The sequence below is a fragment of the Pseudomonas sp. 58 R 12 genome, assembly GCF_900005865.1.
Classification (GTDB): domain Bacteria; phylum Pseudomonadota; class Gammaproteobacteria; order Pseudomonadales; family Pseudomonadaceae; genus Aquipseudomonas; species Aquipseudomonas tritici.
Genome location: NZ_CVTP01000028.1, coordinates 901,464 through 921,604, shown reverse-complemented (window position 1 = coordinate 921,604; position 20,141 = coordinate 901,464). Strand labels below are relative to the sequence as shown.

Genomic DNA, 20,141 nt, shown 5'->3' with positions numbered 1-20,141 from the left:
AGCAGCAACGCCACCAACGCACTCCACCCGGTCTGGTGCGACGCGCCCAGCCCCCTCCCGGTCTCACCATGAAAGTATTCGTGGAACAGCACCAAATCGCGACTCTCCGGGTCCGCCTCCAACTGCGCATACCCCGCCATCGACGGCCGCAGGCCATTTTCATCCCTTAGAAACAACCGCGTTAGCCGCTGACTGAGGCTGTCAGCCACGTCCTCCAGCGACGACAGATAACCACTGCCCGTCGGGTACTCCACCGAGAAGTTATCCGCGTAGTAACGGTGAAACTCGCGCAGCGACTCAATCAACATATAGTTCACCGGCATCCACAACGGCCCGCGCCAGTTGGAGTTACCGCCGTACAAACGCGAGTCGGATTCGCCTGGCTGATAGCAGGCACTCAGCGTGGTGCCATTCATCTTCAACGCCATGGGTTGCTCGGCGAAAGCCTTGGACAAGGAGCGCACGCCAAAGGGCGCCAGGAATTCGCTGTCATCGAGCATGCGCCGCAGCAGGTCTTTGGTGCGCTCACCGCGCAGCAGCGCCAGCAGCAGGCGATTGCCTTGTCCCGGCTCATTCCAGCGCGAGACCAGCTTTGCCAGGTCCGGGCGGTGATGCATGAAACCCAAGAGCCGCTCGCGCAGCCCTTCCAAACCTTCATGCTCGCGCTGTTCCAGTACCAGCACGGCAAACAGCGGCATCAGGCCGACGATGGAGCGCAGGCGCACCGGCTCGTTCTGGCCGTCGGGGCGGTGCAGCACATCGTAGAAGAACAGGTCCTGCTCATCCCACAGGCCTTCGGCGCTGTCGTCGACGCGGTTGATGGCGCCGGCGATGTACAGGAAGTGCTCGAAAAACTTCACCGCGATGTCGACGTAGACGACGTTGCGCTTGGCCAGCTCCAGGCCGATGCGCATCAAGTCCAGGGCATAGGCCGCGACCCACGCCGTGCCGTCGGCCTGATCCAGCTGGTAACCCGGCGGCAACGCGGCCGAGCGGTCGAACAAGGCGATATTGTCCAAGCCCAGGAAACCGCCCTGGAACAGGTTGCGGCCCTCGGCATCCTTGCGGTTCACCCACCAGGAAAAATTCAACAGCAACTTATGGAAAATCCTCTCAAGTAAATCCATATCGCCTACACCGTTCAGCGCTTTGTCTTGCTGATAAACCCGCCAACTGGCCCAGGCATGTACCGGCGGGTTGGCGTCGTCAAAGCGCCATTCATAGGCCGGCAACTGGCCGTTGGGGTGCATGAAACGGTCTTTCACCAGCAGCAACAGCTGTTGCTTGGCGTACCCCGGATCGATCAGCGCCATGGCCACCGCCTGGAAGCCCTGGTCCCACGAGGCATACCACGGGTATTCCCAGGTGTCCGGCATGGAGAGAATGTCAAAATTCGACAGGTGTCGCCAATGGGTGTTGCGGATATACAAGCGCTCGGGCGGTGGCGCGGGTTGCGCCGGGTCGCCGTCGAGCCATTGGTTTACGTCGAAATAGTACAGCTGCTTGGACCACAGCAGCCCGGCCAACGCCTGGCGCTGCACATTGCGCGCATCGTCGCTGGCCATGCCATGTTGCAAGGCGGCGTAGAACTCGTCGGCCTCCTGACGGCGTTGTTCGAACAGCTTACGCGCGTTGACCTGCGGCGCGTCGACGGGCGCAAAACGCAGATAGAGCGTTTTGCTTTCAAGGCCCGCCAATTCGAGGACAAAACGCGCCGCGACCTTGGTGCCGCTGTCACGGCGAATCGCCGCTTGCACACCCTCAACCACGTAATCGTTGACCCCATCCTTGAACGGCCCTGGCGCCGGCTGTCCATTTAGCCTGGGATAGTTGCTTTCGTTCTCGCAAAACAGCCACTCCACCCCATCCTGGCCCCAAGCACTGAGATGACGATCAGGCAGTTCATGATGGCGCGCCAGCACCGACTCTCCGTCCATCTTCAACAGCGGCCTGGGCGCATCAAAGGTCCAGCTCCAGTCATTGCGCGCCCACAGTTGGGGCAGCACCTGCAAGCGGGTCGGCTGGTCCGAACGGTTGTGCACGGTGACGCGCATGAAGAGGTCGTCGGGCTGGTGCTTGGCATATTCGACGCTGACGTCGCAGTAACGGTTGTCGGCGAACACCCCGGTGTCGAGGATTTCGTACTCGGCATCCTGCAGGTCACGGCGGGCGTTCTCGCTGATCAGGTCGTCGTAGGGAAAGGCTGCATGGGGGTATTTGTAGAGCATGCGCATGTAGGCATGGCTCGGCACGCCATCGACGAAAAAGTACAGTTCCTTGACGTCTTCGCCGTGGTTGCCTTCGGCGTTGTTGAGGCCGAACAGGCGCTCCTTGATGATCGCGTCGCGCTCGTTCCACAGGGCCAGGCCCAGGCACCAGCGTTGCGCTTTGTCGCTGAAACCGGCCAGGCCATCTTCGCCCCAGCGGTAGGCACGACTGCGGGCATGTTCATGGGGGAAGTAAGTCCAGGCGTCGCCGTCGGCGCTGTAGTCTTCACGCACAGTGCCCCATTGGCGTTCGCTTAAATAAGGGCCCCACTCGCGCCAACGCTCGGCACCCGGCGTCGCCAGGCGTTGGCCTTCGATTGTTCCAACTATTCGGGTGTCGGGTGTGGCCGCCATTGGGTCCTCCATCGCCTACCAAGTGAGAGGCAGTGTAGAGCCCAATGACGCCCGGGTGCACATGAAGACTTAGAAGATGGCGTACGTGTAGTTGAAGATCAGGCGGGTTTGATCCTGATCGGCAGTGCCGGTGTTTTTACCGTGGTAGGTGCCGGTGCGGAAAGTCGTACCGAAGCCTTTCAGCGGCCCGGCCTGCACGACGTAGTCCAGGCGGAAGTCGGCTTCGTTTTCTTTCTGGTCGGGACCGCCGGCGACTTTCGACTTGATATCCGTACCGTCCAGGTAAGCCACGGACGCTTTCAGGCCAGGCACGTAGGCCTTGAAGTCATACGAGTACTGGCCAAAGTTGACCTGCTCGCCCGCACGGGAGAACTGGCCGACCACGGCGTCGGTGAACAGGTAGAAGTCGCTGCCGCCGGCGCCTTGCGCATGCGGGTCGGCCAGGCTGCCCTGGTTGACCCACACAAAGCCGCCGTCGTCACCCACGCCAATATGGCCGAGCATCAAGCTGCTGCCGCCCAGTTGGTAAGTGAAGGCCGCGCTGTAGGTTTTGTTGTCCACTTCGTTGGCATGCTTGGCAAAGCCGCCGTTGTTGTTGAACTGGTAGCCGCTCTCGCCGTTCTTGCCGTCGCTGCTGCTGTCGAAGTAGCGCAGGTCCGTCTTGAACGACTGGTCATTACCCAGTGGCAATACGTGAACCAGGCCGACGTAGTTCTGTTTGTAGAAGTCTTGCAGTTGAGCGTAGTAGTACTGCAACGTCAGGTTTTTCGCGATGGTGTTGTCGGAAGAACCAAACGGCTTGTAGTCCACACCGCCAAACTTGAAGCTGTCACTGTCGCGGGTACCGCCGGCCACGCTCAAGCCGGTGGAGTTGCTGGAGGCACGGCCTTCGGCACGGTTGAGCTCACCGCCGGTGAAGGTGACATTTGGAATGTCGTTGGAGGTGAGGACCCCGCCGTCAAAGGTTTGCGGTGCCACACGGCTGTCGTTGGAGACCAGGATCGGCAAGACCGGCGCCAAGCCACCGCCGACGTGCAATTCGGTCTGGGAAATGCGGAACTTTACATTGCCTGCCGCGCGACCAAAGGAATCGGCCGGTTCGGTACCATTATTCTTGGTTGGGAAGAAACTGTTGCCGTTCCCCGCCAAGCCTGGGCCCGCGGTGTGACCATCGCCACCGTCCAGGCGCAAGGCGCCGAAGGCCATGACGTCGAAGCCGACGCCAAGGGTGCCTTGGGTGTAGCCGGATTTGTAGTCAAAACGCAGCGCGGTTGCCGCTTCGCGCAGGTCGTTGTTGGTCCCCGAGCGGTTATCCGCGCTGTAGTACATGGTCCGCGAACTAATGGCCGCATGACTGTCTTCAAGGAAACCGCTGTGACCGTTACCCGTGCCCAGAGCGCCGAGCCCGAAATCATCAGCGTAAGCCTGTTGTGCAAGAACGGCGGCGGTGATCGACAACGCCAGTGTAGAAATTTTCATTAATGACGGCCCCTAAACATATTTTTATGTGCGTGATGTGCATGACGGCGTTTTCATCCTTGCAAACGTGGCGATTCTTTCATGCCGACCGGGGCGCACTCCGTGAAGAATTAGTTAGGAAAACCGCCGGAAAATGAAATTTTGCACCGGCTGTTTTTTGTCATATTCAGGTCATCTCATTCATTTGCAGAATGAAGTCCTGAGGATTCTTCGTTTGCAAGCAAGCCTTGCGCTCAACAAACTCCGGGCAACGGCCACCCCCATCGCCATGCCATCAGGAATTTTTCTATGCCCACCACCGCACATGTCAGCCCAGACGAGATCCGCAAGGGCTTTTCCAAGGCCATGTCCGACATGTACCGAGATGAAGTTCCCCTGTATGGCGCGTTGATGGAGCTGGTGGCCGAGACCAACACCCGTGTGCTCGACGCCGAACCGAGCTTGGCGCAGCAGTTGCAACGCACCGGCGAAATCCAGCGACTGGACATGGAGCGCCACGGAGCGATCCGCCTAGGCACGCCTGCAGAACTGGCGACCATCAGCCGCTTGTTTGCGGTGATGGGCATGCAGCCAGTGGGCTATTACGACCTGACCCCGGCTGGCGTGCCCGTGCACTCCACCGCCTTTCGCGCGGTGCATGAACAGGCGCTGCAGACCAGCCCGTTTCGCGTATTTACCTCATTGCTGCGCCTGGAACTGATCGAGAATGCCGACCTGCGCACCTTCGCCGAGACCGCCCTGGCCAAACGTTCGATCTTCACCCCTGGCGCCCTGGCGCTGATTGAACAGTCGGAAAAGGACGGCGGCCTCAACCGCGTGGATGCGGATGAATTCATCCGCCAGGCGTTGGAAACCTTCCGCTGGCACCACACCGCTACCGTCACCGCTGCGCATTATCAGCAATTGAGCGACCAGCACCGTCTGATTGCCGACGTTGTCGCTTTCAAAGGCCCGCATATCAACCACCTGACCCCGCGCACGCTGGACATCGACCAGGTCCAGGCCGCCATGCCCGACAAAGGCATCACCCCCAAGGCCGTGATCGAAGGCCCACCGCGCCGTCATTGCCCGATCCTGCTGCGCCAGACCAGCTTCAAGGCGCTCGACGAACCCATCGCCTTCACCGACGCCAAAGGCAGCCACAGCGCGCGCTTCGGCGAAATCGAGCAGCGCGGTGTGGCGCTCACGCCCAAAGGCCGTGCGCTGTACGACCACCTGCTGAACGCCGCGCGCGACGCACTGGGCGCCTTCCCGAATGAGGGCAACGCCGCGCGTTACATGCAATTGATGGAGCAGCACTTCCAGGCCTTCCCGGATAACTACGGGCAAATGCGTGAGCAGGGCCTGGCGTATTTCCGCTATTTCGCCACCGAGCAAGGCCTGGCGGCGCGCGGCACAGCGGATCAACCGCGCACCCTGGAAGCGCTGATCGCGGCAGGCCACATTAATGTGGAGCCGTTGGTGTATGAGGATTTTCTGCCGGTGAGCGCGGCGGGGATTTTCCAGTCGAACCTGGGGGATGCAGGGCAGAGCCACTACGCGGCGAACTCGAACCAGGCCGAGTTTGAAAGGGCGCTGGGGCGCCGGACGGTTGATGAATTGACGCTATATGGCGAGACTCAGCAGCGCTCTATCGATGAATGCACCCTGGCGCTGCTGGCATGAAATAAAGTACCCACCCGGCTCACCGGCGCAATCCTTACGCCGCAACAGTCCCCAGAGTCGGGTAGGCGGTGGGCATCATAGGCAGTGAAGAGAAGCCTGTCCTTCAGACAATTCTGAACAAATGTGTGCGCCCCCTGTAGGAACGCGGACTATCCCCTACCCCAACTTCGCCACAATGTCGTCTTTGATCAACAACCGTTTCTTCTTCAGCTTCTCCACCTCTTCATCGCCGGCGCTTGCTGATTCTGCCTTCAGCACCTCCTTGTCAGCGTCGTCGTATTGAGTGAGCAGCGAGTCCAGGCGTTTGTCATTTGCCCTGCGTTCGTGAACGACTTCCTTGCTCAACCCCAAGTCCTGATACAGGTCGTGTTTCACTGGCATGGCGTACCTCCGCAAGTTGATCAATGGCTTACGCCCTAGAAGCTAGACCATTGCGAGGGGTCTTGTCATGTTCGGGGTCAATACATCCCCGTTCGTCGCGACATCGGCGATGCGATCAAACCTTCGTGGCGCCCCGCCCTCCACTGTAGATAGACACTCGAGGGAGACCGGATTCATGAATCACGCTGCCACCGCTGTCGACACGCAATGCATCAACACGATCCGCACCCTGGCGATGGACGCCGTGCAAAAGGCCAATTCCGGCCATCCGGGCACGCCCATGGGCCTGGCGCCAGTGGGCTACACGCTGTGGAGCCGCTTCCTGCGTTACCACCCGGAACATCCCGACTGGCCCAACCGTGACCGCTTTGTGCTGTCAGTGGGGCATGCGTCGATGCTGCTGTATTCGCTGCTGCACTTGGCCGGCGTGGTCGAGATTGATGAACATGGCAAGCGTTCCGGCCAGCCGGCGATCAGCCTGGACGATATCAAGCAGTTCCGGCAAGCCGGTTCAAAAACCCCAGGCCACCCTGAGTACCGCATGACCACCGGGGTCGAGACCACCACCGGCCCACTCGGCCAAGGCTGCGCCAACAGCGTGGGCATGGCCATGGCCGAGCGTTGGCTGGCCAAGCGGTTCAACCGCGAAGAAAAAGCCTTGTTCGACTACAACGTCTACACCCTGTGTGGTGACGGCGACATGATGGAAGGCATCAGCAGCGAAGCCGCGTCGATGGCCGGGCATTTGAAGCTGGACAAGCTGTGCTGGATCTACGACAACAACACCATCAGCATCGAGGGTCACACGGAGCTGGCGTTCAGCGAAGACGTGATCAAGCGCTTCCAGGCGTATGGCTGGCACACGTTGCACGTGACCGACGCCAACGACTTGCAAGCCCTGAGCAATGCGTTGGAAGCCTTCCATTGCAACCGCGGCGCGCCGACCCTGATTGTGGTCGACAGCGTGATCGGTTATGGCTCGCCGCACAAACACAACACCGCCGCCGCCCACGGTGAGCCCTTGGGCGAGGATGAGATTCGCTTGACCAAGGCCGCGTATGGCTGGCCGGAAGACGCCAGCTTTCTGGTGCCCGATGATGTCCGCACGCACTTGCGTGATGCCTTGCTTGACCGCAGCGAGTCGCTGTATGAAAAGTGGGCCGAGCACCTGTTGCAACTTGAGCAGTACGAGCCGGAATTGGCCGATGAATTGCGCCGCATGCGTGCCGGGGAAATGCCGGAACACTGGCAGAAACACCTGCCCAGCTTCGATACCGACGCCAAGGGTGTGGCCAGCCGTGCCGCCGGTGGCGAAGTACTGAATGCGTTTGCCGAGCAAATCCCCTGGTTGCTGGGCGGCTCTGCGGACTTGTCGCCGTCGACCAAGACCAACCTGACCTTTGAGGGCGCCGGCCGTTTCAGTGCCGACGACTACAGCGGGCGCAACCTGCACTTCGGCATTCGTGAACACGCGATGGGCGCGATTGCCAATGGCATGGCGCTGTCCTATCTGCGCCCGTACACCTCGACGTTCCTGGTGTTCAGCGACTACATGAAGCCGCCGATCCGCTTGGCGGCGATCATGGAACTGCCGGTGGTGTTTGTGTTTACCCATGACTCGATTGGCGTGGGTGAAGATGGGCCGACGCACCAGCCGATCGAGCACCTCACGCAGTTACGCTCGACACCGGGACTGTTGACCCTGCGACCCGGTGATGCGAATGAAATCCTGGAGCTGTGGAAGGTGGCCCTGGCGCAAACCCATCGACCGAGTTGCATGGTGTTGTCGCGCCAGCCATTGCCGACGTTGGACCGTACGAGGTATGCAGCGGCGTCCGGCGCGGCCAAGGGGGCTTATGTGTTGGCGGGTGGCGATGAGCCCGAAGTCCTGTTGTTGGCGACGGGCAGTGAAATCAGCCTGGCCGTGGCTGCGTATGAGCAACTGAAAAGCGAAGGGATTGCTGCGCAGGTAGTCTCCATGCCCAGCTGGGAGTTGTTTGAAGACCAGGACCAGGCCTATCGCGACAGCGTATTACCGCCGGCAGTGAAAGCTCGGGTGGTGGTCGAACAGGCGGGGCCTTTGGGCTGGGATCGGTATGTGGGGCAGACCGGGGCCAAAGTGGTGATGAACAGCTTTGGCGCGTCGGCGCCGTTGGCCAAGTTGCAGGAGCAGTTTGGGTTTACGCTGGAGAATGTGGTTAAGCAAGCCAAGGCACAAATCCAACTGACTCAACACTGATCAAAACGGTGGGAGCTGGCTTGTCGAATCGTCGAACCGCTGCGATGGCCATAAGTATCTACACATCTTGAGGGAGCCCTCTGCGTAGCAGCTGTCGAGCCCTGGCGAGGCTGCGTTTGCGGCCTGTCTGACACACCGCTGACGCAGCCTCGCCAGGGCTCGACAGCTGCTACGCAATTTCACTTTGAAGATGTGTAGATACCTATGCTGCGATGGCGGATTGTCAGGCAATGCAACTTTGACTGATGGACCGCTATCGCAGGCAAGCCAGCTCCCACATTTGATCCGCTGTGTTTGTTAGATCAACTCTCGAGCCAGGAATGGCGCGGTGCGGCTGGTCTTGCTTTTGGCGACCTTCTGCGGCGTGCCGCAAGCAACCACTTTCCCGCCCAAATCCCCGGCCCCCGGCCCGATATCAATCACCCAATCACTCTGCGCGACCACGCGCATCTCATGCTCCACCACAACCACCGTATGCCCCGAATCTACCAGCTGATTGAGCTGGATCAGCAAGCGGTCCACATCCCGTGGATGCAGCCCCGTCGTGGGCTCATCCAGCACGTATAACGTGGCGCCCCGCGCATTGCGTTGCAACTCGGTCGCCAGTTTGATGCGTTGCGCTTCGCCGCCCGACAGCTCGGTCGCCGGTTGCCCCAGGCGCAGGTAACCCAGGCCGATATCCCGCAGCACCTGCAATGAACGCAACACACTGGGTTGTTCGGCAAACACGTCGACCGCCTGCTCCACCGTCAGCCCCAGGACCTGGGCGATGCTCAAGCCCTGCCATTTGATAGCCAACGTCTCGGGGTTATACCGCGCGCCGTGGCAGGTCGGGCATGGCGCGTACACGCTGGGCATGAATAGCAGCTCGACGCTGACAAACCCTTCACCCTCGCAGTTCGGGCAACGGCCCTTGGCGACGTTGAAGGAGAACTGGCCGGCGTCGTAATGACGCTTCCTGGCTGCCGGCGTGGCGGCGAACAGTTTGCGCACGTTGTCGAACAGCCCGGTGTAGGTCGCCAGGTTGGAGCGCGGGGTGCGGCCGATGGGTTTCTGGTCCACCTGCACCAGGCGGCGGATCAGCTCGAGCCCGGCGCTGATACGTCCACCGCTGGTTTGCGGCGTGTCGTCTTCCAGGCTCGGCTCATCGTCGTTTTCCACCACCCGGCCGAGGCCGCTGCCTACCAGCTCCAGCAGCGCCTGGCTGACCAGGCTGGACTTGCCCGAACCGGAAATCCCGGTGACTGCCGTGAAGCACCCCAGTGGGAAATCGACGTTAAGGGCCTTGAGATTATTACGCGTCACGCCGTCCAGCTTCAGCCAGCCGGAGGGCTCGCGGCGTTCCTGATTCGACACGCGTTTTTCAGCAAACAGGTATTCACGCGTCTGCGACGCCTCCACCTGCGCCAGCCCCGCCGGTGGCCCGCTGTACAACACTTGCCCGCCGTGCTCTCCGGCGGCCGGGCCCACGTCGATCAGCCAGTCGGCGCGGCGCATGGTTTCCAGGTCGTGCTCCACCACAAACAACGAGTTGCCCGCCGCTTTCAAACGATCCAGCGCGGTGAACAGCGCCTCGCCGTCTGCCGGGTGCAGGCCTGCCGACGGCTCGTCCAGCACATAGATCACGCCAAATAATTGCGAGCCCAGCTGTGTGGCCAGGCGCAATCGCTGCAACTCTCCGGACGATAAGGTCGGTGTGCTGCGCTCCAGGGACAAATAGCCCAAGCCCAATTCGGTCAAGGTACTGACCCGCTCGAGTAAGTCCTGGGCGATACGTTGCGCGGCCAGGCGTTTTTCCACCGACAGCTTCATCTTGTCCTGCCCCGCCGCCACCGGCCGCAGCAACTCGGCCAGTTGCGCCAATGACAACTGCGACAACTCACCGATATCCACCCCGGCGAACTTCACCGACAGCGCGGCCCTGGTCAGGCGTTTGCCCTCACATAACGGGCAAGCGCTGCCCTGCATGAACTGCGAGACGCGCTTTTTCATCAACGCGCTTTGGGTGTGGGTGAAAGTGTGCAGGATGTAGCGTCGCGCGCCGCTGAAGGTCCCTTGGTAGCTGGGCTCAAGCTTGCGCTTGAGCGCATCGCGGGTCTGTTCGGGGGTGAAGCCAGCGTATACCGGGACGGTGGGGGTTTCTTCGGTGAACAGGATCCAGTCGCGCTGCTTTTTCGGCAGGTCGCGCCACGGGATATCCACGTCATAGCCCAGGGTCACCAGAATGTCGCGCAGGTTCTGCCCTTGCCACGCCAATGGCCAGGAGGCCACCGCGCGCTGGCGAATGGTCAACGAGGGATCGGGCACCATTAATGCCTCGGTCACTTCGTACACGCGCCCAAGACCATGACATTGCGGGCACGCACCTTGCGGCAGGTTCGGCGAGAAGTCCTCGGCGTACAGCATCGCCTGGCCCGGCGGGTAACTGCCGGCGCGGGAGTACAGCATGCGGATCAGGCTCGACAACGTGGTGACGCTGCCCACTGACGAGCGCGCACTCGGCGTACCGCGCTGCTGTTGCAGGGCCACGGCGGGCGGCAGGCCTTCAATGCTGTCCACATCCGGCACGCCGACCTGGTCGATCAGCCGCCGTGCATACGGCGCCACCGACTCAAAATAACGCCGCTGCGCCTCGGCATACACCGTGGAAAACGCCAGGGACGATTTGCCCGAACCCGAGACGCCGGTAAACACCACCAAGGCATCCCGTGGAATATCCACATCGACGTTACGCAAGTTGTGTTCGCGGGCGCCGCGGACGCGGACGAAGCCTGTGTGGTGGGCGGTGATCGAGGGGATGTTGCGCTGTGAAGTCATGGACAACCTTGTTGGGCGGCAAGCACGCTGCGGACCCGTTGCGTCAGGGCTTCGGGGCTGTAGGGTTTGCTCAGCAGATGAATCTCGGGACTCAGCAAATGATTGTTGGAGAGAATGTCGCGGGTGTGGCCGGAAGTGAACAGCACTGCCACGGCAGGCGTTTGTGCGCGAGCCCAGTCAGCCAGGTCGGTACTCTTGACGCGACCGGGCATCACCACGTCGGTGAAAATCAGCTCCGGCTTAACACCGGTCTGTAGCATGTTCATTGCGCGGTCACCGTCTTCGGCCGTGAGCACGGTATAACCCGCCTGCTCCAGCAGTTCCACGACCGTCTCGCGCACGTCTTCGTTGTCTTCGACCACCAGGATTGTTTCATGGCCATGGACATGCGGCAGAGGCTCGTCACAGGCGTCCTCGCACTCTTCGCCGAGGCTGCGCGGGAAATACATCTGCACCACGGTTCCGCGCCCTTCCTCACTCCACACGTCGACATGCCCGCCGCTCTGGCGCACAAAGCCAAACACCATGCTCAGGCCAAGGCCGGTCCCATGGCCGTTACGCTTGGTGGTGAAGAATGGCTCAAACACCCGCGCCAGGATCGCCGGCGGCATGCCCACGCCGATATCGGTAACAGCCAGGCGCACGTACTCACCGGGCTTGATGCTTTTACCCGCGCAATCGCCGGGGTTGAGGATAATGTTCTCGCCGGTGATGCGGATCACCCCCTCACCTTGCATGGCGTCGCGGGCATTGATCGCCAGGTTGAGCAGTGCGTTTTCCAGCTGGTTGCGGTCGACGTTGATGCACCACGAATCCTGGGGCAACTGCACATCGATATGGATGGTTTCTCCCAGCGCCCTTTGCAGCAGTTCGCCGAGGCCCGCGTAAATCCGTTGCGGGTTGTACACCGCCGGCGACAACGGTTGGCGCCGGGCAAACGCCAGCAATTGCGATGACAGCTTGGCACCACGATCCACCGCCGCAATGGCCGCCGCGACACGTCGCTGCACCTGCGCGTTGTCCGGCTCGTGGCGGGCGAGCAAGTGCAGGTTGCCGGCGATCACTTGCAGCAAGTTGTTGAAGTCGTGCGCCACGCCACCGGTCAGGCCGCCGATGGCTTCGAGTTTCTGCGACTGGCGCAACTTATCCTCGGCGGCAGAGCGCGCCTGCACTTCGGCGGCCACACGCTGCTCGAGGTTATGGGTGAGTTCCTGGCGTACCTGCTCGGATTTCACCAGCTCGGTGGTCTCCACCACAATCGCCAACACCCCGGCGGGTTGCTGACTGTCGCCGGCGACAGGGCTGTAATAGAGATCCAGCCACACGGTTTCCGGTTTGCCGTTACGCAACAACACCAGGTCTTTGTTATTGAACGACAAGGTCCCGCCTGCCAGGCAGGTGTCCACCACATGACGGTTGAAGTCGGCCACTTCCGGCCAGCCCAGTTCTACCGGCGTGCCCAGCAGGTAAGGGTGGCGGCCACCCGCAAATACCGAATAACTGTCGTTGTAGATCATGTACCCCGCGCGGCCCCACAACATCACCATCGGCACGGGTGATGCCAGCATCATCTGCACGTTGCAGACCAGGCTGGTGGACCACTGTTCAATGGGCCCCAGGTCGGTGTCCGACCAATCAAATGCGCGGATCCGCCGGGCCATTTCACCGGCCCAGCCTTCACAGCCATGAGAGTTGGATAAAAATTGCATCGGTTGGCTCTGCGCTAAGAGAGGACGGTCGCAAAAATTTGGAGCGCGTCGGACGCGGATGGTTCATCTCTTATAATTTAGGGGGTTACGCCTCCACAAGCCCCCGCCTCAGTGAAAGTCCCGGCTGCGCACATTTATCCCTTCCAACAGCGGCGTCAGGTCGGTAAGCCGGCCGGCGATCAGGTGCCGAACTTCACCCACCGCTTCCCAGCGCCCGTCCACTTTTAACAGGCGCGAGCCCACCAGCGCCTGGCGCTGACGCTCAGCCAGGTCACGCCAGACCACTACATTGAGGTTACCGAATTCATCTTCCAGGGTGACAAAGGTCACCCCACTGGCAGTGCCTGGGCGCTGCCGACCCGTCACCAACCCGGCGACGCTGACGTTGCGCCCATGCTCGACTAGCATCAGCTCTTGGGAACTGCGGCAGCGCCGCTTACGCAATTGCGCGCGCAATAACGCCAACGGATGCGGGCCAAGGGTGGTGCCGACTGTCGCGTAGTCAGCGTGCAGGTCCTCGCCCACCGTGGGTGTCGGCAACTCGACCACGGCTTCGTCGGGGCTGGGCAGGCCGGCAAACAGCCCGAGTTGCTTGTGCACGCCCGCCACTTCCCAACGCGCCTTGTGCCGGTTGCCGGCCAGGGCGCGCAAGGCACCGGCATCCGCCAGCAATGCCTGCGCACGCGCATCCAGTCCGGCGCGTTCGTCCAAGTCAGCGATGTCGCTGAACGCCCGACGTTGGCGCGCCGCTTCGATGCGCCGCCCATCCTCTTCGCGAAACCCCGAGATCATGCGCAAACCCATACGGATCGCCGGCTGCGCACGGTCGATGGGTTCCAGGCTGCAATCCCAGTCGCTGGCCTGCACATCCACCGGGCGAATCTGCAAGCGATGGCGCCGCGCATCCTGCAGGATCTGGTCCGGGCTGTAGAAGCCCATGGGCCAGCTGTTGATCAGCGCACAGGCAAACGCCGCCGGTTCATGGCACTTGAGCCAGCAACTGGCGTAGGTCAGCAAGGCGAAACTGGCGGCGTGGGATTCAGGGAAGCCATAGCTGCCAAAGCCCTTGATCTGCTCGAAGAGCTGCGCGGCGAAGGCTTCGGTGTAACCGTTTTTGAGCATGCCGGTACGCAGGCGTTCGCGGTGCGGTTCCAAACCGCCATGGCGTTTCCAAGCGGCCATGGACCGGCGCAATTGGTCGGCCTCGCCGGGGCTGTAGTCGGCGGCAACCATGGCGATCTGCATGACTTGTTCCTGGAACAGCGGGATGCCCAGCGTGCGCTTCAGCACCACTTCCAGCTCCGGCGAGGGATAGGTGGTCTCCTCCTCATTATTACGCCGACGCAAATAGGGATGCACCATGCCGCCCTGGATCGGCCCCGGCCGCACGATGGCGACCTCAATGACCAAGTCGTAGAACGCCTTCGGGCGCAACCTGGGCAACATCGACATCTGCGCCCGCGACTCGATCTGGAACACGCCGATGGTATCGGCCTTGCTGATCATCGCGTAGGTCGCCGGGTCCTCCTTGGGCACCGACGCCAGGCTCAAATCCCGGTGGCGATGACGACGCAGCAAATCGAAACAGCGGCGGATCGCGCTGAGCATGCCCAAGGCGAGAATATCCACCTTGAGCAGGCCGACGGCGTCGAGGTCGTCCTTGTCCCACTGGATGATGGTGCGCTCGGCCATGGCCGCGTTTTCCACCGGCACCAGGGTGTCCAGCGGGTATTCGGAAATCACAAAGCCGCCAGGATGCTGGGACAGGTGCCGGGGGAAGCCGATCAGTTGCTGGGTGAGCGTGAGCACACGACGCAGGATCGGGCTTTCGGGGTCAAAACCGGCTTCACGCAGGCGCGCCAGGGGCGGCGTATCGTCGCTCCAGCGCCCGCAACATTCGGCCAGCGCGTTGATCTGGTCGGGCGGCAAGCCCAAGGCCTTGGCCACATCGCGTACCGCGCCGGTCGCGTGGTAACTGCTGACCACCGCCGTCAGCGCCGCGCGAGTGCGGCCGTAGCGCTGGAACACGTACTGCAGCACTTCTTCACGGCGTTCGTGTTCGAAGTCCACGTCGATGTCCGGCGGCTCATTGCGCTCCCTGGAGAGAAAGCGCTCGAACAGCAGACGGGTCAGGCTCGGGTCGATCTCGGTGATGCCCAAGGCAAAACACACCGCCGAGTTGGCCGCCGAGCCCCGGCCCTGACACAGGATCGAACGGCTGCGGGCGAACTGCACAATGTCATGCACCGTGAGGAAGTAGCTTTCGTAGCCCAGCTCGCTGATCAGCGCCAGTTCGTTGTTGATCTGCTGCAAGGTCTTGGCGTCGACACCCTGCGGCCAACGCTGGGCGATGCCTTCTTCGGTCACGGCGCGCAGCCAGGATTCGGCGTTGTGGCCGGCGGGCACCAGCTCGCGTGGGTAGTGGTAGCGCAATTGGCTGAGGTCGAAGGTGCAACGACGGGCGATCGCCTGGGTTTCGTCGAGCAACGACGCGGGGTACAGCGCGCTTAGCGCCTCCAGGCAACGCAGGTGCCGCTCGCCATTAGGGTGTAGCCGCGTGCCGGCTTCAGCCACCGGTACGTGATGACGGATGGCGGTCATGGTGTCTTGCAGTGCACGGCGGCCGCGCGCATGCATATGCACATCACCGCAGGCCACCGCCGGGATTTTCAGGCTGGCCGCCAGTGCCAGGCGCTGCTCAAGGTGGCGCGCATCGTCCTGGCCGCAATGCAAATGCACCGCCAGCCACAAGCGCCCGGCAAAGGTGCGGCGCAGCCATTGGATCTCGGCTTGAGTGCTGCTGTCTTCGGCGACCCACAGCGCCAGCAGGCCGGACAACGGTTGCTCGAAGTCCTCCAGCAGCAGGCGATAGCTGCCTTTTTCAGCACGCCGCCTGGCCAGGGTGATCAAGCGGCACAGGTGCTGGTAGCCGCTGAGGTCTTCCACCAGCAGCACCAGTTTCGGGCCGTTCTCGATGCGCATCTCGCTGCCGATAATCAGCGGCAGCTCCACCGCCTTGGCCGCCTGCCAGGCACGCACGATGCCCGACAGCGTGCATTCGTCGGTGATCGCCAGGGCGCTGTAGCCTTGGCGCTTGGCCCGTTCGAACAACTCCAGCGCACTGGATGCGCCGCGCTGGAAGCTGAAGTTGGACAGGCAGTGCAGCTCGGCATAGCTCATGCAAACCAGCCTTGCAGCCACAGCCCATCGCTTTGCCCCACGGTGCGATAGGCCCAGCCTTGCTGGCCGGCGCGGGTCTGGATCAGGTAGTAATCACGGCGGATATCGGCGCCGTCCCACCAGCCGGATTCGATGCGTTCCGGGCCCATGAGGATGTGCACGCTGTGCTCGGCCAGCAGTGTGGGTTCGTGCAGCAACCAGCCGGGCCGTTGCACCTTGTTCAAGGCCTGGCACGGGTTTTTATCCGCCGCCGCTTGCCAGGCGCATTCTGGACGATGGTCGGCGTGAAAGCGCAGGCCCCGCACGGCCTCATCCCCCAAGCGCGCGCGCAGGCGCTCGCGCAATTGTTCCCACGGCAGGGTCTGTTGCGGGCGGTCGTCGAACAGGTCATGGCGCTGCGGCACGAACACTGGCAGGTCCTGGGCCACCAGGCGAAAGCCGCGTACCGGTGAGGTCACTTGAACGTGCTCCAGGCGGCCACGGGCCAATTCAAACAGCATCGCCGGTTCACGCTCGGCGCTGAGCAGGCCGACCTTGATCACAGTGTCCGGCGCCTGGGCGTGTTCCAGGTGCAGGTCGAAACGCTGCACGCCACTGTCGCGACCGCACAGAAACGCGGACAGATCGCCAGTCAACCGTCTTAAAGGAAACAGCAGCGCCTGGTGGGATTGCACATCGAAATTCAGCTCGATACGCACATCAAACTGGTCCGGCGGCTGATAGAACGCCAGGGCCAGCGGACGCTGCCCGGTCAGTGCGTCCAGGTGCTTGAGCAAACTGGCATCAAAACGTCGCGCCAAGGTATGCCGGGGCAACGCCTGCACCTGGGCCAAGCAGCGCAGGCCCATGCGCGACAGGGCCGTGGCGGCCTGTGGTTCGAGCCCGGCGCGGTCGATGGGCAGCGACGCCAGGGCCTGCATCAGGACGTCATCGGTAACCGCCAGGCCATCATCGATATTCGCCAGCACCCGCGCGGCGGCCGGGTTGGGCGCAGCGACGATCCGGTGACGAAAACCCAGTTCGGTCAATTCCTTGCGCAAGCGCGCTTCGAACCGCGGCCACGGCCCGAACAGCCCCAGACTCGATTCGATCTCGAACAGCAAGGCACGCGGGTAATGCAGGCTGACTTGGGAGCTGAACTGGTAGGCCCAGGCGGCAAGGAACTGTTGGTAGCGTTCGATCTCGGCAGGGTCGTATTCGGCACTGGCAAAGGTCTTGGCCAGGGCATTCGCTGCCGTCAGGGATTGGCCAGGCCGCAGGCCCAAGGCACGGGCGGCGTCATTGACGGTTTGCAGCACGCGTCGCTGCGGCGTGCCGGCCAGCAGGGCCAGGGGTTGGTCCGGTTCAGGGTGCACACGCAGCACCCCGTCCAGCGCCAATTGCGGGAAAACAATACACACCCAGCGCATGGCAACCTCAGTGCCCCGCCAGCGCAATCGGCGCCGGATGAGCCAGACCGCCCCGGCACTTGAGCACTCGCACCTGCGCGGGCTTGGCCTCGACCGCCAGGCGCAAGGCGGCGGGCGATGAGTTGATCGCCTCGCCCAAGGCGCGCCAGGCAAATGCCAGGGTTTGCCCGGTTTCCGCCGCGACTTGCAGACGACGCAGCGCCCGGTCATCAGCCTTGCGCGGCCAGCACAACACCGCGCCGCAACTGCCGGAACGCAGGCACTGCTCCACGGCCCATAAGGCGTCGCGCTCCTCGGCCTGAATCACTGAGAGCAGGCGCAGATCAACCCCGGCGTTCTGCCACGCATGCGGGTATGGCGTATAAGGCGGCGCCACCAACACAATCCGCTCCCCCGCCTTTGATAGGCGCGCCAGGGTCGGCAGCACCAGTTGCAGCTCGCCCACACCCTCCTTGGCCATGAGGATTTCACTCAAGGCCGCCTCCGGCCAGCCGCCCGTGGGCAACACCGCATCCAGCGCCGCCAACCCCGTGGGATGCACACTCGTCGGCGGCGCGGCGGGTCGGCCTTTCCAGACACGCCCGCCATTGAACAGCGTGTCCAGGGCAATCACGGCGCCCATCAGCCTTGCCTCACCAAACCGCAGAACACGCCTTCGATGGCCAGGTCCTGGTCGGGCCCGACCACAATAGGCTGGTACGCGGGATTGCGCGGCAGCAGGCGCACGCTGTCGCCGCTGCGTTCGAAACGCTTGATGGTCACTTCGCCGTCGAGGCGCGCCACCACAATCTGCCCATTCAAGGCCTCGGCACTGCGCCGTACGCCCACCAGGTCACCATCGAGGATGCCGTCCTCAATCATTGAGTCACCCTGCACCCGCAACAGATAGTCCGGCGTTTTTGCGAAGGTAGACGGGTCAAGTTGCAGGCGGCTGTGTACTTCGGCATCGGCGCCGATGGGCAAGCCGGCAGCGACTCGACCGAGCACCGGCACATCCAGCCATTCCGGACGCGGTGGCTGGTTGAGCAAGCGAATGCCCCTGGCCTGGTTAGGGTTGACCTCGATAAACCCGGCTTCGGTCAGCGCCAGCACATGCTTGCGCGCCACGCTGCGCGAGGCAAAGCCGAACGCCTCGGCGATCTCGGCGAGGCTGGGGGGCTGGCCTTGCTGCGCGATGCGGTCGCGGATAAAGGTCAGGATGGCGGTACGGCGGGGGGTTAGAGTCGTCATGGAGTACATTTGTACTCCTGTGGGAAATTTCTGACAATAGCCGTCAGTCGCGTGGAGGAAGGACGAGCGTTGTCGAAATGTCCCACGTGATGGTCGGATTACCTCTACTCCCCTCCCCTGAAAAGGTCCGCAAAGTCCTTCGCCTGAATACACAGTGCGAGGGATTGCAGATGGCGTTTTTTGTGTGGGCCCCGGTTGATGGGGTTGTTTCATGATAGGCGTGACCAGCCAAGCCATTGGCTACCTGGTGCTGGCCACCATGGATTCGAAGGCGCGAGACGTCGAAGCCGTTATCAACGACTTCAAGCGCTGTCTTAACCACTACGACGCCTGGGCCGAGAATTTTTTCAGCTTTTCGGCATTGGATATCGAACAGGTATTCAAGGTCGGGGATGAAGTGACGCTGGTCGCGCCGATCAGCCCTTCGCTTTTTCCCAGCACCACCACCGCAACTTGCCAGGCCAACGGCACGTTGACCCTGGTGCATATGTTCCAGAGCTCACGGTTCGTACCCATTGGTAATACGCCCGTGATGGTGCAACGCATCGACCCCAACGGTGGCCCGCTGGGTGAGCCGATCCATAAGACGATTGGCCCCAGCGGCATTCTCGAAATCACAGAATGTGATCGCAACCAGCAGTACCGGGTCAGTTTCTACCCCACTGTTTCCAAAGCGCATTACAAGGCGTTGTACGCCTCTTATCAGTCGGTTATCGCACCGCTGGAAAGTTGGCTGCGCGCTGAATGGAGCAGCACATTCAAGCCGCTGTGGAAGGGGTATTCCGAAGCCGACTTCCTCAAGCGCTACCTCTCACTGCATCAAGGCTACGCACGCGGGTTTGGTGAGGCGTTGTATTCGCTGTGGGACACCATCAAGCAGCTGTTTCAGTGGCTTTCAGACCCGCTGGGGCATGCCGAAAAACTCCTGCATTACCTGTCTCAGGACCAATTTGAACAGCTGCTGAAACTCGGCACCGAAAGCATTGCAAAAGGCTTGTTGGTGCTGAGCGATGAGCCGCTGCTGTTCATCTATCTGTCGGCGATGGTCAGCTGGATGCGGCTGTTGCCGCCGGCGTACATGAACGAGTTGCTGGGGGAAATCAGCGCTGAAGTATTGATCAATTTGTTGCTGGGTCTTGCCACTGCCGGGATGGGCATGGCGGTGCGCATGAGTGCGAAGGTGCTGGAGGGCATCAAGTCTCAGCGGGCGCGCAGGTGGTTGGAGCATATGGCCGGGCAGTTCGGGAAGGCACGCGTGGAAGACCATGCAGCGCTGGCCAAACCGATTCTGCTGGGGGGCCCGGCGACGCCGATCAGGGTGATTCCGGATGTGCCGTTGAAGGCTGGGGATCAGGTGGTTTCCAATCCGGTGCCGATGGTTCGGGACAAGGCCCAGCGGACGGTGTTGGTG

At 62.0% G+C, this 20,141-nt stretch carries 11 protein-coding genes and 1 pseudogene; 3 read left to right on the top strand and 9 right to left on the bottom strand.

All coding sequences use genetic code 11. The features are described from left to right. Together BFP95_RS28670 and BFP95_RS28665 are read right to left on the bottom strand one after the other, a co-directional pair. Window positions 1–2,621: MGH1-like glycoside hydrolase domain-containing protein (locus tag BFP95_RS28670; protein WP_065911052.1), on the bottom strand; the 2,621-nt coding region annotated here is incomplete at its 3' end. A gap of 69 nt (window positions 2,622–2,690) precedes the next feature. Beyond that, window positions 2,691–4,100, bottom strand: coding sequence for an OprD family outer membrane porin (locus BFP95_RS28665; protein ID WP_065874691.1), 1,410 nt, complete (start codon window positions 4,098–4,100; stop codon window positions 2,691–2,693). A 288-nt stretch (window positions 4,101–4,388) separates the two neighbouring features. Here BFP95_RS28665 and BFP95_RS28660 point away from each other — a divergent pair, with 288 nt between their 5' ends. Further along, the gene (locus BFP95_RS28660) at window positions 4,389–5,765 is read left to right on the top strand and encodes a 2-oxoadipate dioxygenase/decarboxylase HglS (RefSeq protein WP_065911051.1); all 1,377 of its coding nucleotides are present in this window, start codon (window positions 4,389–4,391) and stop codon (window positions 5,763–5,765) included. Between the two features lie 156 nt (window positions 5,766–5,921). Here the strand turns inward: BFP95_RS28660 and BFP95_RS28655 are convergent, their stop codons facing one another. Then, on the bottom strand, window positions 5,922–6,146 hold the full coding sequence (locus BFP95_RS28655) for a DUF465 domain-containing protein (RefSeq protein WP_065874693.1): 225 nt from the start codon (window positions 6,144–6,146) through the stop codon (window positions 5,922–5,924). Between the two features lie 175 nt (window positions 6,147–6,321). Here BFP95_RS28655 and tkt point away from each other — a divergent pair, with 175 nt between their 5' ends. Continuing rightward, a complete protein-coding gene (tkt, locus tag BFP95_RS28650; RefSeq protein WP_065911050.1) occupies window positions 6,322–8,385 on the top strand; it encodes a transketolase in 2,064 nt (687 codons plus the stop codon). Window positions 8,386–8,682: 297 nt separating this feature from the next. Here the strand turns inward: tkt and uvrA are convergent, their stop codons facing one another. From uvrA to lexA, 6 genes are all read right to left on the bottom strand, one after another. Further along, window positions 8,683–11,202 (bottom strand): excinuclease ABC subunit UvrA, encoded by a 2,520-nt coding sequence (uvrA, locus tag BFP95_RS28645; protein ID WP_065874695.1) that lies wholly within the window; start codon window positions 11,200–11,202, stop codon window positions 8,683–8,685. Beyond that, complete coding sequence (locus BFP95_RS28640; protein ID WP_065911049.1) at window positions 11,199–12,911, bottom strand: ATP-binding protein; 1,713 nt, start codon at window positions 12,909–12,911, stop codon at window positions 11,199–11,201. The genes uvrA and BFP95_RS28640 overlap by 4 nt, the downstream gene beginning before the upstream one ends. Window positions 12,912–13,019: 108 nt before the next feature. After that, on the bottom strand, window positions 13,020–16,112 hold the full coding sequence (locus BFP95_RS28635; protein ID WP_218187119.1) for an error-prone DNA polymerase: 3,093 nt from the start codon (window positions 16,110–16,112) through the stop codon (window positions 13,020–13,022). After that, window positions 16,088–17,500 carry a Y-family DNA polymerase gene (locus BFP95_RS28630; protein ID WP_065911047.1) on the bottom strand — a complete coding sequence of 471 codons (1,413 nt, stop codon included), beginning with the start codon at window positions 17,498–17,500 and terminating at the stop codon, window positions 16,088–16,090. The genes BFP95_RS28635 and BFP95_RS28630 overlap by 25 nt, the downstream gene beginning before the upstream one ends. A gap of 7 nt (window positions 17,501–17,507) precedes the next feature. Beyond that, complete coding sequence (gene imuA, locus BFP95_RS28625) at window positions 17,508–18,122, bottom strand: translesion DNA synthesis-associated protein ImuA (RefSeq protein ID WP_065880669.1); 615 nt, start codon at window positions 18,120–18,122, stop codon at window positions 17,508–17,510. After that, window positions 18,122–18,739 carry a transcriptional repressor LexA gene (lexA, locus tag BFP95_RS28620; RefSeq protein WP_065874700.1) on the bottom strand — a complete coding sequence of 206 codons (618 nt, stop codon included), beginning with the start codon at window positions 18,737–18,739 and terminating at the stop codon, window positions 18,122–18,124. Before lexA ends, imuA begins: the two co-directional genes overlap by 1 nt. Before the next feature lie 202 nt (window positions 18,740–18,941). Here lexA and BFP95_RS30190 point away from each other — a divergent pair. Then, window positions 18,942–20,141: pseudogene (locus tag BFP95_RS30190) on the top strand (type IV secretion protein Rhs); the annotation flags it as partial.